At 64.8% G+C, this 12,846-nt stretch carries 13 protein-coding genes; 6 read left to right on the top strand and 7 right to left on the bottom strand.

Features of this window, described 5'->3' with window-relative positions; genetic code table 11:
* Positions 1 to 2: 2 nt before the first annotated feature.
* The 4 genes from AB5K84_RS11950 to AB5K84_RS11935 are packed head-to-tail and all read right to left on the bottom strand — an operon-like array spanning position 3 to position 4,130.
* A complete protein-coding gene (locus tag AB5K84_RS11950) occupies positions 3 to 1,169 on the bottom strand; it encodes an acyl-CoA dehydrogenase family protein (RefSeq protein ID WP_011089530.1) in 1,167 nt (388 codons plus the stop codon).
* 40 nt (positions 1,170 to 1,209) lie between these two features.
* The gene (locus AB5K84_RS11945) at positions 1,210 to 2,499 is read right to left on the bottom strand and encodes a TRAP transporter large permease (protein WP_011089531.1); all 1,290 of its coding nucleotides are present in this window, start codon (positions 2,497 to 2,499) and stop codon (positions 1,210 to 1,212) included.
* A gap of 12 nt (positions 2,500 to 2,511) precedes the next feature.
* Positions 2,512 to 3,066 carry a TRAP transporter small permease gene (locus AB5K84_RS11940; protein WP_011089532.1) on the bottom strand — a complete coding sequence of 185 codons (555 nt, stop codon included), beginning with the start codon at positions 3,064 to 3,066 and terminating at the stop codon, positions 2,512 to 2,514.
* 35 nt (positions 3,067 to 3,101) lie between these two features.
* Positions 3,102 to 4,130 (bottom strand): TRAP transporter substrate-binding protein, encoded by a 1,029-nt coding sequence (locus AB5K84_RS11935; RefSeq protein ID WP_038965687.1) that lies wholly within the window; start codon positions 4,128 to 4,130, stop codon positions 3,102 to 3,104.
* 225 nt (positions 4,131 to 4,355) lie between these two features.
* Between AB5K84_RS11935 and AB5K84_RS11930 the strand changes: the two genes are divergently transcribed.
* From AB5K84_RS11930 to AB5K84_RS11915, 4 genes are read left to right on the top strand one after another with little or no spacing between them, the layout of a single operon-like run.
* Positions 4,356 to 5,558 (top strand): CaiB/BaiF CoA transferase family protein, encoded by a 1,203-nt coding sequence (locus tag AB5K84_RS11930; RefSeq protein WP_028174520.1) that lies wholly within the window; start codon positions 4,356 to 4,358, stop codon positions 5,556 to 5,558.
* Complete coding sequence (locus AB5K84_RS11925; RefSeq protein WP_323922755.1) at positions 5,539 to 6,054, top strand: MaoC family dehydratase; 516 nt, start codon at positions 5,539 to 5,541, stop codon at positions 6,052 to 6,054. The genes AB5K84_RS11930 and AB5K84_RS11925 overlap by 20 nt, the downstream gene beginning before the upstream one ends.
* Positions 6,054 to 6,905 carry an HpcH/HpaI aldolase/citrate lyase family protein gene (locus AB5K84_RS11920; RefSeq protein WP_038965686.1) on the top strand — a complete coding sequence of 284 codons (852 nt, stop codon included), beginning with the start codon at positions 6,054 to 6,056 and terminating at the stop codon, positions 6,903 to 6,905. Before AB5K84_RS11925 ends, AB5K84_RS11920 begins: the two co-directional genes overlap by 1 nt.
* Positions 6,906 to 6,942: 37 nt before the next feature.
* Positions 6,943 to 7,686 (top strand): IclR family transcriptional regulator, encoded by a 744-nt coding sequence (locus AB5K84_RS11915; RefSeq protein WP_011089537.1) that lies wholly within the window; start codon positions 6,943 to 6,945, stop codon positions 7,684 to 7,686.
* A 10-nt stretch (positions 7,687 to 7,696) separates the two neighbouring features.
* Here AB5K84_RS11915 and AB5K84_RS11910 read toward each other — a convergent pair whose 3' ends face one another.
* The gene (locus tag AB5K84_RS11910; RefSeq protein ID WP_038965678.1) at positions 7,697 to 8,113 is read right to left on the bottom strand and encodes a hypothetical protein; all 417 of its coding nucleotides are present in this window, start codon (positions 8,111 to 8,113) and stop codon (positions 7,697 to 7,699) included.
* Between the two features lie 264 nt (positions 8,114 to 8,377).
* On the bottom strand, positions 8,378 to 9,169 hold the full coding sequence (locus tag AB5K84_RS11905) for a fumarylacetoacetate hydrolase family protein (RefSeq protein WP_038965685.1): 792 nt from the start codon (positions 9,167 to 9,169) through the stop codon (positions 8,378 to 8,380).
* 282 nt (positions 9,170 to 9,451) lie between these two features.
* On the opposite strand from AB5K84_RS11905, the gene AB5K84_RS11900 reads away from it, so the two are divergent.
* Both AB5K84_RS11900 and AB5K84_RS11895 read left to right on the top strand, forming a co-directional pair.
* Entirely contained in the window at positions 9,452 to 9,748 is a 297-nt protein-coding gene (locus AB5K84_RS11900) for a hypothetical protein (RefSeq protein WP_038965684.1), read from the top strand.
* A 217-nt stretch (positions 9,749 to 9,965) separates the two neighbouring features.
* Entirely contained in the window at positions 9,966 to 11,456 is a 1,491-nt protein-coding gene (locus tag AB5K84_RS11895; protein WP_236842124.1) for a hypothetical protein, read from the top strand.
* Positions 11,457 to 11,465: 9 nt separating this feature from the next.
* Here AB5K84_RS11895 and AB5K84_RS11890 read toward each other — a convergent pair whose 3' ends face one another.
* The gene (locus AB5K84_RS11890; protein ID WP_011089542.1) at positions 11,466 to 12,764 is read right to left on the bottom strand and encodes an MFS transporter; all 1,299 of its coding nucleotides are present in this window, start codon (positions 12,762 to 12,764) and stop codon (positions 11,466 to 11,468) included.
* Between the last annotated feature and the right edge of the window lie 82 nt (positions 12,765 to 12,846).

Genomic DNA, 12,846 nt, shown 5'->3' with positions numbered 1-12,846 from the left:
ACCTAGTACGACTTCGCCAGCCCCAGCACCTTTTCCGCGATGAAGCTGAGCGCGAGCTGCGGGCTGACCGGCGCGATGCGCGGGATCAGCACTTCACGCAGATAACGCTCGACGTGGAACTCCTTGGCATAGCCGAAGCCGCCATGGGTCATCACGGCCTGCTCGCAGGCATGGTAGCCGGCTTCGCCTGCGAAATATTTCGCGGCATTCGCGCCGGCCCCGCAGGGCAAGCCCTTGTCGTATTGCCAGGCCGCCTGCATCACCATCAGCCAGGCCGCCTCGAGCTCGACCCAGTTCACCGCGAGCGGATGCTGGATGCCCTGGTTCTTGCCGATCGGGCGGTTGAAGACGACGCGGGTCTTGGCGTATTCGGTCGCGCGCGCCAGCGCGAGCTTGCCGAGGCCGACGGCTTCCGCCGCGATCAGGATGCGCTCGGGGTTCATGCCTTCGAGGATGTACTGGAAGCCCTTGCCCTCTTCGCCGATGCGGTCCTCCATCGGGATCTCGAAATCCTCGAAGAACAGCTCGTTGGAATCGACGACCTTGCGGCCCATCTTCTCGATCTCGTGGACCTTGATCTTCTTGCGGTCGAAGTCGGTGTAGAACAGGCTGAGGCCGTGGGTGGGCGAGCGCACCTCTTCCAGCGGCGTGGTGCGCGCCAGCAGCAGGATCTTGTGCGCGACCTGCGCGGTCGAGATCCACACCTTCTGGCCGTTGACGATGTAGCGGTCGTTCTTGGCGACCGCACGGGTCTTGAGCTGGGTGGTGTTGAGGCCGGTATTGGGCTCGGTGACGGCGAAGCACGCCTTCTCGCGGCCCTCGACCATCGGCGGCAGCATGCGCTTGCGCTGCTCCTCGGTGCCGAACACGACGACGGGATTGAGCCCGAACACGTTGATGTGCACGGCCGAGGCGCCGGACATGCCGGCGCCGGATTCGGCGATGGTGCGCATCATGATCGCGGCTTCGGTGATGCCGAGCCCCGAGCCGCCATAGGCCTCCGGCACGCAGATGCCGAGCCAGCCGGCGTCGGCCAGCGCCTTGTGGAAATCGTGCGGGAAGCCGCCGTCGTGGTCCTTCTTCAGCCAGTAGGCATCGGGAAAACCTTCACAGATCTTGGCGATGGCATCGCGAATGGCTTCCTGCTGATCGGTGAGCGCGAAATCCATGTTCTTGATCTCCTGATTGGGAGCAGCAGAGGCTCCGATCCTAGCGCCCCATCTGCGAGGGCAGCCAGAGAATGATGCTCGGAAACGCCACCAGGATCGCGATCGCGATCAGATGGGCGATGAAATGCGGGAAAGTGCCGTGGAACACTTCCGCCACCGGCCGCTTGGCATAGCGGGCGACGATGAAGCAGTTCAGCCCGACCGGCGGCGTGATCATGCCGACCTCGGCGGTGACGATCTTGATGACGCCGAACCAGATCGGATCGAAGCCGAGCGTCTTGATCAGCGGCAGCACGATCGGCACGGTCAGCACCAGGATGGCGATCTGGTCCATGAAGGAGCCGAGCACGATGTAGCCGCACAGGATCAGCGTGATGATCACCCAGCGCGAAGTCGGCAGACTGCCGATCCAGGCGACGAGGTCCTGCGTGACGTGGGTGAGCGTAAAGAAGTAGCCGAAGATCGAGGCGCCGACGAGGATCATGATGATCATGCAGGTGCCGTGGCAGGCCCGCAGCAGCGTCCGGTAGAGCGATGACGGCGTGATCTTGCCCTTGACGATAGCGAGCAGGAAGGCGCCGAACGCGCCGAAGGCGGAAGCCTCCGTCGGCGTGGCGACGCCGAGATAGATCGTGCCCGTCACGATCGAGAACAGCACCACCATCGGCGAGACTTGCCACAACAGCGCGAATTTTTCGCGCCACGGCACCGATTTCGCAGCGGGGGCGCGCGAAGGATCCTGCCAGACCAGGAAGTAGATCGTGGCCATGATGGTGATGGTGACGAGGATCGCGGGGATGATGCCGCTGATCAGGAGCTTGCCGATGTTCACCTCGGCGAGCAGGCCGAAGATGACGAGCGCGACGCTGGTCGGCAGCAGCATCGACAGCGTGCCTGATATCGCGACCACGCCGGCGGCCATCTTGGGCTCATAGCCCTGGCGGATCATCGCGGGAAGGCTGGTCGAGGACAGCGTCGCGGCGGAGGCCGTCGAGGTGCCGCAGATCGCGCCAAAACCTGCGCCGGCCAGTGCCGTCGCCATGCCGAGCCCGCCGGGAATGCGCCCGACCCAGGCCGACGCCGTCTTGAACAGGTCGTCCGCGACACCCGACAGCAGCACGAGGTCCGCCATCAGTAGGAACATCGGGATGGTGATCAGCTCGTAGGACGAGACAGTCGACAGCGGCGCGGTTTGCAGGATGCCGAACAATGTGCCCCATCCGCCGACCATCACGAGGCCGACCGAACCGGAGAAGGCCATTGCGAAGCCGACGGGCGTGCCGAGTGCCAGCAGGCCGAACAGCAGGGCGAGAACGATGAAAGGTGTCATGGATGCCTGCCGTTACTCAAAGCTTCGCGTTTCGCCGACGCCGGTCACCGGCGGCAGCGGATAGAGGTCGCGCCCGCTGACGAGGCTCAGCACATTGCCGACGAGCTGGAGCGCCAGCCGCAGCACCAGCACGCCGCAGCCGAACGGCACCAGCGCCGCCGATATCCAGGTCGGCCAGGCGATCGCACCGGCCAGCACGTCGTGCTGCTCGTAATTCTCCAGCGCACGCTCGAACCCGACCTTGCAGATCAGGACGAACACGAACAGGCCGGCGAGCGCGGTGATGATCTCGGACAGTCGCCGTCCCGCCGGCGAGAAGCGCGACAGGAGGATATCGACGCCGACATGCGCATGCTCGCGCAAGCCGTCCGACAGCGTGAAGAAGAACACGCCGGCCAGAAGATAGAGGCCGATCAGATCATAGGTGAAGGCAAACGGACGGTTCAGCGCGTAGCGCATGAACACGTCGGTCACCACAAGCAGCATGATCACGAACAGGAACACCACCGCGATCACCGTCAGCGCGCGCTCCAGCGCGCCGAGCACATCTCCCGCCCGCTTGATCACCTCCAGCGCCTCCCTTTGCCGTATTTCATGGACGGTTACTTGGCGCCACCGGCGGCGAGCAGATCTTCAAACTCCTTCAGCGCGGCGGACGCCTGCTTGCCGCGGCTGTCGAGCCCGCTCGCCCACTCCTTGCCGACGCCCTTCAGCTTGTCCTTCATCTCGGCACGCGTCGCCTCCGGCAGCGGCTCGAAGCTGACGCCCTGGTCCTGAAGGTGCTTCCTGGTGGTCTCCGTCTCCTTGTCGACCTGGGCACAGGCAGTCGGCTCGATCGCCTCGGACGCCTCGTTCATCGCCTTCTTCACGTCGTCGGGCAGCTTGTCCCAAACCGACTGGTTGATGGAATAAGCGACGATGAAGCTGCCGAAGCTGACGCCTTCGGTGGCGTGCTTGACCAGCTTGTCCAGCCCATAGGCCACGACGCTTTCCATCGGGAACAGCAGGCCGTCCATGGTACCGCGCGACAGCGATTCATACGCATCGGGCGCCGCCATGCGCACCGGCACGGCGCCGAGCGCACGCAATGTCAGATCCTGCGCGCCGCCGGTGGTGCGCAGCTTCAGGCCCTGCATGTCCTTGGTCGTGTCGACCTTGGTTTTTGCGGTCCACACCTGATAGGGCGGCAGCACCACCTCGAACAGCAGCTTGATCTTGTTCGGCGCGTATTCCTGCTTGGCCAAAACGCCTTCGCGCGCGGTCTTCCAATAGGCGAGCGTGCCCTGGCAGCTCGTCTCAAAGGCCCCCGGCAACTGCGCGACTTCCGACAGCGGCATCTTGTCGGAGACGTAGGACGGCCCGATGTAGCCGATGTCGACCACACCGGACTGCGTCAACCGCAACATGTCGGCGGCCTTGCCGATCTGCTGGTTCGGATAATAGGTGAAGGTTACCGCGCCATTGGTGCGCTTGGTGACGTCGTCCATCCAGGGCTTGAGCAGCAGGCGAACCAGATAGTGGCCGGCGGGGAAGCTATCGGCGACCTTCAGCTCCAGCGCCTGCGCCTGAAACGTCGAGACCGGCAGCGCGAGCGCGAACACTGCTGCGGCCCAGACCTTGTTCTTCTTCATTTCGTTCTCCCTGACGCGTCCCATGCCGAAGGCGGCAGCCTTCGGCTGCCATCCGTCCGGCCCTCACTCCACTTCTTGCTTGAGGAAAATGTACATATACGTGAATTTATAAGTCAAGTATATGAACTATGCATGGGCCCATGCACGGAACATCGGGACCGTCGAATTGACACCTGAGTTTTATGAATTCTAACTCCACGAATATGAATGCACCCACGAGGCCCCATGGGACCGCTCGCCGGCTTCACCGTTCTCGACCTGACCTCCGTCCTGATGGGCCCGTACGGCACCCAGGTGCTGGCGGACATGGGCGCCGACGTCATCAAGGTCGAAAGCCCCGAGGGCGACATCGTCCGCCAGATCGGTCCCGGCCGCACGCCCGGCATGGGCGGGATGTTTCACAACGCCAATCGCGGCAAGCGCAGCATCGTCCTCGACCTCAAGAAGACGGAAGGCCGCGACACGCTGCTGCGGCTGGCGAGGCGCGCCAACGCGCTCGTCTATAATGTGCGCCCGCAGGCGATGGCGCGGCTCGGCCTCGACTACGAGACGCTGGCCGCGGTCAATCCCGCCCTCGTCTATGTCGGCGCCTTCGGCTACGGCCAATCCGGCCCCTACGCCGCAAAGCCCGCCTACGACGATCTGATCCAGGGCGCAGCGACCATTCCGACGCTGCTCGCGGCCGCCGGTGACGGCACGCCGCGCTACGTCCCTGTGACCATCGCCGACCGCGTCGTCGGTCTGATGATGGTCAACGCCATCATGGGCGGGCTGATGCACCAGCAGCGCACCGGCCAGGGCCAGCGCATCGACGTGCCGATGTTCGAATCGATGACCGAGTTCGTGCTGGTCGATCATCTCGGCGGCCTCACCTACGATCCGCCGCTCGACCATGGCGGCTATGTCCGCCTGCTCTCGCGCTACCGAAAGCCCTACAAGACCAGCGACGGCTATCTTTGCGTCCTGATCTACAACGACAAGCACTGGCGCAGCTTCTTCGAGGCGATCGGCCGGCCGGAATTCCTGCAGCAGCCGCGCTTCGCCAACCACGCGTCACGCACGAAACATATCGACGAGATCTATGAGGAGATCGGCCACATCTTCCTCACCCGCACCACCGCGGAGTGGCGCGAGCTGCTGGAGCACGCCGACATTCCGGTGATGCCGATGCACACCCTGGAGACGATTCTGGACGATCCGCATCTCAACGCGGTCGGCTTCTTCAGGACGGTCGATCACCCCGTGGAAGGCCGCATCCGCCAGATGCGGGTGCCTTCGACCTGGAGCGTGACCCAGCCGGAGCCGGCCGGCCCGGCGCCGACGCTCGGCCAGCATGGCCGCGACATCCTGCACGAGGCCGGCTTCTCGGCAGACGAGATCGAAGCGCTCGCGCAGCAGAAAGCAGTTCATCTGGCGGCGCCGCCTTAACGGCAGCGCCAGCCAAACCGCACGATACAGGGAGGAAATCGCGATGGCCGGACTTTATTTCGAGGACTTTTCCGTGGGCCAGGAGTTCAGGCATCCGCTAACCCGGACCGTCACGGAGATGGACAACACCATGTTCAGCCTGCTGACGCTCAACCCGCAGCCGCTGCATATCGACGCGCATTTCGCCGAAAAGACCGAGTTCGGCCAGCGCATTTTCAACAGCCTTTACACTCTCGGCATCATGATCGGCATGACGGTCTATGATACGACCATGGGCACCACCGTCGCCAATCTCGGCATGACCGACGTCACCTTTCCGAAGCCGGTCTTCCATGGCGACACCTTGCGGGCGACGACGAAGGTGCTTTCGTTGCGGGAATCCAAATCGCGCCCCAAGGCGGGCATCGTCGAGTTCGAGCACCACGCCCTGAACCAGAACGACGAGATCGTCGGAAAATGCCGCCGCATGGCGATGATGCACAAGAGGCCGGTCTGATGCGTTCGATGCTGTTCGTGCCGGGGGATTCCCCGCGCAAATTCGAGAAGGCGAGCGAAGGCAAGGCCGACGCGCTGATCATCGATCTCGAGGATTCCGTCGTCACCGAGAAGAAGGCGGAAGCACGCGGGTTGACGCTGGCGATGCTGAAGAGCCGTCCCGGCCCACACCAGCTCTATGTCCGCGTCAACGCGCTCGACACCGGCATGACGCTGGCCGATCTCGCCGCGGTGATGCCGGGCAGGCCCGACGGCATCGTGCTGCCGAAATCGCAAGGCGGCGACGATGTGCGGCAGGTCGCGACCTGGCTCGAAGCACTCGAGGCGGCGGCCGGCATCACGGTCGGCGCAACCCGCATCGTCTGCGTCGCGACGGAGACCGCCGGCTCGATCTTCGGGCTCGGCAGCTACAAGGGCTGCTCCCCTCGCCTCGCCGGCCTGATGTGGGGCGCGGAGGATCTCTCCGCCTCTTTGGGTGCCACAGAGAAGTCCTCGGGCGGCGTGTTCCACAGTCCCTATCGCCTCGCGCGCGATCTCTGCCTGATGGCAGCCGCCGCGGCCGAGGTCGCGCCGATCGACACTGTCTATACCGACATCGACAATCTGGCCGGCCTCGAGCAGGAAACCCGGGCGGCGCGGCGCGACGGGTTTTCGGCGAAGGCGCTGATCCATCCCAAGCATGTCGATGTCGTCAACGCGGCATTCGAGCCGACGGAAGCCGAGCGCAGTTGGGCGGAGAAGGTGATCGCGGCGTTCGCGGGCAATCCGAACTCCGGAACGCTGCGGCTCGACGGCCAGATGATCGACAAGCCGCATCTTCGCGCGGCGAAGAAGATCCTCGGCCAGTCCTAGATCAAGGGCATCGCGCTGCGACAGACGGGACCGGATCATGATCGTTCGCCAAGCCGCAAACGTCCTGGAGATCATGGAATTCTTCGCCCATACGAGGAAGCCGGCGACGCTTGCGGAGATCGCCGATCATTTCGGCTGGCCGCGCTCGTCGACCTTCAACCTGCTCGCGACGCTCTCGGAGAAGGGCTATCTCTACGAGCCGCGGCCGCGCGCCGGCTTCTATCCGACACCGCGCTGGCTCGCCATGGCGCGGATGATCTCGGAGGTCGAGCCGCTGCCGCCATGGACGCATACGCTGGTTGCCGATCTCTCGGCCGAGACCGGCGAGACTGCGTCGATCGTGGCGCCCGCGGGCGTGATGGCCGTGTTCATCGACGTCGTCGAGTCCAAGGCGGCGATCCGCTATTTCGCGACCATCGGCCACCGCGTGCCGATCCACGCGACCGCGAGCGGCCGCGCGCTGCTGCTGCAATATTCGCAGGAGGAGCGCGACTCCGTCTATCGCAAGATCGAGTTCAAGCAGTACGGTCCGTCGACGCCGATCAGCATCGAGGCGGTGGAAGCCGAACTGCGCAACTCGATCGAGCGCGGCTATTGCCAGAGCTTTGGCGACTACAGCCGCGACCTCGCGGGCGCTGCGATTCCACTGCCGATCGGCGACCGCAGGCTCTCCGTCGTCGTCGCGGGGCCGGAGTTCCGGATTGGACCGAAGGTGGCCGAGGTGGCGGCGCTGATCGCGCGCACGGTCGACCGGCTGCGGCCGAAGACCACCGCGGCCTAACGCCGAAGCTTCATTCGAATCCCTGAATCGGCGGCGCCAAAGTCTGTACCGGCGCAGCCGGTGCAGCTTCAACAGGCTGCTCCGCAGGCGCGGCTTGGGCCGGCGGATTGCCGGCAGCCCTGATTTGGCCGTTGGCATTCATCGCCTCACGTGCGCGCGGCGGAGCTCCGGTTGCAGCTGCGCGATACGTCTCGCGGCGCGGCGGCTGCCGATGTCTCGCCGAACGTGAATCTCTCGCGCCCCAGGACCGGGCGATTGCAGGTCCGGCGGTATAGCCCACCACCGCGCCCGCGACGGCACCGATCGGCCCCAGCACCACAGCGCCTGATACGGCTCCGATTGCTGCAGCACCGGCGCGCTCTTGCGCGGCGGCGCTTGCAGGCACGCCAGCCAGCAGCACGACGGCAGTGATCAAAGCTTTGTTCATCGGAGCGTCTCCCTCACGGGAGATCACTTCTTACTGAAATATGGCTGCAGAACGTTTGTTCGTTGCCAAACACGGGGCAATCGCCGATGGAACTCCGGCAATTCAGAGGCCTCGCCTTCAAACCGCGATTCCAGCGGAGGTCGCGCGGCGCAACTACGGCGCGACCTTGTCGCTGGTAAACCCGTTAGCGTCGAGCGCGCGACGCGGATTGCATCTGAAGGTGCAATCCGGCCTCCCCCCGCACGCGGGGAGAGGCGAGGACGATCAGACGATCTTGATCGACATGTCCGGCAGTCCCTCGAGCTTGCACAGCAGCACGTCGCCCTTCACCACCGGGCCGACATTCTCCGGCGTGCCGGAATAGATGATGTCGCCGGCCTTCAGCTCGAACGCTTCCGAGAGCTTTGCGATCTGCTCGGCGACGCTCCAGATCATCTTGCTGAGATCCGAGCTCTGCTTCACGGTGCCGTTGATTGCGAGCGAGATCGCGCCCTTCTCGAAATGGCCGGTCTTGCTCGCGGGGTGGATCGGACCGAGCACCGCGGCGTGGTCAAAGCTCTTGCCGATTTCCCACGGCTTCTTCTCCGCGGCCATGCCGTTCTGGAGATCGCGCCGGGTCATGTCGAGACCGAGCGCGTAGCCATAGACGTGGTCGAGCGCCTTCTCGGCCGGGATATTGGTGCCGCCGGATTTCAGCGCGGCAACCAGCTCGATCTCGTGATGATAATTCTTGGTCAGCGACGGATAGGGATGGTCGGCGACCTCGCCGACCGCGACGTTCTGGATCGCGTCCGTCGGCTTCTGGAAGAAGAACGGCGGCTCGCGGTTCGGATCCGAGCCGCGCTCGATCGCATGCGCCGCATAGTTGCGCCCGATGCAGTAGATGCGGCGGACCTGGAACACCTGGGTCTCGCCGACGATCGGGATCGCGACCATCGGCACCGGGAAGATCGGCTTCGGTCCGGCCTGCGCTGCGGCGGGCGCAACCTCCGCGATGGAAGCTGCGGTGGCTGCGGCGGCTGTTGCGAGCAGATCCCGGCGCGTGGTCTTTTTCATCTTTTGTGCTCCCTTGTTGCTTCGCAGGTCGGCGTTCATGCGCGCCGATCCGTCTGCTTAGACGATATTCAATATGCCAGCAACGCTGGACGGGCGCGACGAGACATCGTCTTCTTGATGAGCCAACTTCAACCGCATCCAACCCGTCATGCGGCAGGACGGACATTGTCAGCGCCTGCGTTGACCTCCACTTTTGGGCCATTCCATAAGTAGGCCCTAGTCCGGCAGCGGCCCGGTATGCTTTGATGCGTGGGGGAGGAACCGAGACGCAAGGGTGGCCTGATGTACATACTCATTCGAAAATACACCAAGGTTCGTTCGGTCGCGGATGCTGCCCGCCGCGCCAAAAGCGGCGTCGGTCAGATCCTGAGGGAGTCGCGCGGCTTCAAGTCTTACTATGTGCTGGATGGGGGCGAAGGCGTTGGTGTCGCCGTGATGATATTTGAGGACCGCGAATGCGCCAATGCGGCGAACGACAAGGTGATGGAGTTCGTTCAAGCAAGCATGCATGACCTTGATCTCGGGGATCCCGAAATCATCGCCGGAGAAGTCCTGGTGAATATAGAATCTGCCGCGTAGATGCCCGCATGGCTACTCACGCCTTGACATGCGCCAGGCTCTGCTCGCGCAACGCCAGCTATGGCCAGAACTTTGCCCAGGGCTGCGCCGCTTCGAACGCGGCGGGGCTAATGGTTCGGGCGGCTGCATTTTGCTTTTGGCAGCACGCATAAGAAGGCGTCAGGACGTGCATACAAGACGGCGAATGCCACGCGGCGGGCTTCTTGACGCAGCACGGGTGACAGGGCTTGCGCTGCTCGCAGCCGGGACATCGTGCGCCGCGCACGCCGGCACGGTGTCGATCGCGCCTGCGGGGCTGCGAGCGATCGGTACGATCGATCCCCGCTTTCAGTCCTACAACATCGAGATGGTGGAGGTGACCGGCGGGCGGTTCTGGAAGCCTTATCCGCAAGCGATGCGCGCGTGGGCCGACAAGGATCGCTACAGTTACAGACCTCCAATCGATCTCGGCAACACGCGTCTGCGCGGGCTCGCGGTGGCGTTGTCGCCCGCTTATCTGCGCGTGAGCGGCACCTGGGCCAATGCGACGTTCTTCGCCGACACCGAGAGCGCGCCGGCCGCGCCGCCACCGGGATTCAACGCGGTGCTGGGCCGCGCGCAGTGGCGCGGCGTCGTCGACTTTGCGCGTGCGACTGGTGCGGAGATCGTCACCTCCCTTGCCGTCAGCCCGGGCAGCCGCGATGCGGATGGCCTTTGGAGGCCGGATCAGGCGCAACGCCTGATCGACTATACGCGCTCGCTGGGCGGCCACATCGCCGCCGCCGAATTCATGAACGAGCCGACGCTCGCGGCGACCAACGGTGCGCCGCCTGGGTACGATGCGAAGGCTTATGTTCGCGATGTCGGGATCTTTCACGAGTGGATGCTGCGCGCCGCGCCGCAGACGCTGATCGTCGGACCAGGCTCGGTCGGCGACTCAGCTTCCACCGGCGCGTCCGGCCTCCGCACGCGCGACCTGCTCGCCGCCTCGGGCGCCGGTGTCGATCGCTTCTCCTATCATCACTACAACACGATCTCGCCGCGCTGCGGCGGCCGCGACGAGCCGGCAGGTGCGCTGTCCGAAGCGTGGCTCGCCCGCACCGATGCCGCGCTATCGACCTACAAATCGCTGCGCGACGAATTCGCGCCGGACAAGCCGATCTGGCTGACCGAAACCGCGGACGCCGCCTGCGGCGGTAACCGCTGGGACAAGACTTTCCTCGATACGTTCCGCTATCTCGACCAACTCGGACGCTTGGCCAGGGCCGGCGTTCAAGTGGTGATGCACAACACGCTGGCCGCGAGCGACTACGGATTGCTGGACGAGAAGACGTTCCGCCCGCGGCCGAATTATTGGGGCGCGCTGCTCTGGCGTCGGTTGATGGGTACGACGGTGCTCGACGCAGGCGCCGCGATGGCACCCGGCCTCCATGTCTACGCGCACTGTCATCCGTCGAAGCGCGGCGCCGTGACCGTGCTCGCGATCAATATCTCGCGCAGCACAGCGCGCACGATCGTGTTGCCGCTACCCGCCGAGCGCTACACCTTGCAGGCCGCAAGGCTGCAAGGCGCAACCGTGCAACTGAACGGCAAGACGCTGGCGCTGACCGACGAAGATGGGCTGCCGCCCCTCGCCGGGCGCGCGATCGAGGCCGGCGCAGTGCAGCTTGCATCCGAGACCATCACCTTCCTCGCCATTCCGGGCGCCGCGAACTCCGCCTGCCGATGACGGCGCTCACTATTTGAGCGCGTCGCGCGCCGTCTCCGGCGCCATCAGCGTAGCGACGATCGTGATGATCGACAGCGCGATGATGTAGACCGACACCGCCCAATAAGAGCCGGCCCATGCGAGCAGCGCGGTTGCGATCAACGGCGAGAAGCCGCCGCTGAGCGCGGCCGCGACGTTGGCACCAAGCGACGCGCCGCTGTAGCGCACCTGGGTGCGGAACAGTTCCGGCATGAACGCGGCCTTCGGCCCGAACAGCAGCGCATGCGTCAGCGTCATCGTGACCACGAGCGCGAGCGTGATCAGCGCCGGGTCCCTGGTGTCGAGGAACCAGAACAGCGGAAACGCCAGCGCCACCGAGAACACGCCGCCGGCGAGATACAGCGCCTTGCGGCCGAAGATATCGGACAACCAGCCTGCAAGCGGCAATGTGGCGAATTCGACGATCGCCGCATAGACCACCGCATCCAGGATAACCTGGCGCGGCAGGCCGAGCTTTGTCGTGGCGTAGACCACGGTGAAGACGGTGAGGAGGTAGGCGAGCCCGACTTCCGAGACCGTGATGCCGATCGCCAGCAGGAAGCTGCGCCAGTCGCGGCGCAGCACTTCCCAGACCGGCTGCGCCAGCACCTCCTTGCGCTCGACCACCTCCTTGAAGTGCGGTGTCTCCGCAAGCTTCAGCCGCACGATGAAGCCGACACCGACGAGCACAATGCTGATCAGGAACGGCACGCGCCAGCCCCAGCTCAGGAAGTCGGCCTCAGGCAGCTTCGTCATCAGGGCGAAGATGCCGGTGGATGCGGCAACGCCGACAGGAAAGCCGATCTGCACCAGGCTGCCGTAGAAGCCGCGGCGATTGCCTGCATGCTCGATCACCATGACGACCGCGCCGCTCCATTCGCCGCCGAGCCCGATGCCCTGGACGAAGCGCAGGACGATGAGCAGGATCGGCGCCCACACGCCGATCTGGCTGTAGGTCGGCAGGCAGCCGATCAGGAAGGTGCCGAGCCCCATCGCGATCATGGTCGCGACCAGCATTGTCTTGCGGCCGAGCCGATCGCCATAATGCCCGATGATCGCGCCGCCGATCGGCCGCGCCACGAAGCCGACCGCATAGGTCGAGAATGCCGCCAGCGTGCCGACAAAGGGATCGAAGCTCGGAAAGAACAGCTTGTTCAGCACCAGCGCCGCCGCCGTGCCGTAGATCAGGAAGTCGTACCACTCGATCGCGGTGCCGAGCGCGCTCGCCCACACCACATGCGCCGTCGTCGATCGCTCCGTCGCGCCGGAGACCCCCGTTGCTGCCGTCATTCCATGCCCCAAAGATTCCCGACGGCATCATGGCCAATCGCGGTGGCGATTGCAACCTGCGGGGGTGTTGCTGCTGGCGATG

Origin of the sequence: Bradyrhizobium sp. 1200_D9_N1_1 (genome assembly GCF_052075915.1) — a bacterium.
In the GTDB taxonomy this organism is placed as follows: Bacteria; Pseudomonadota; Alphaproteobacteria; order Rhizobiales; family Xanthobacteraceae; genus Bradyrhizobium; species Bradyrhizobium diazoefficiens.
This window is presented reverse-complemented; position numbering and strand designations above follow the sequence as displayed.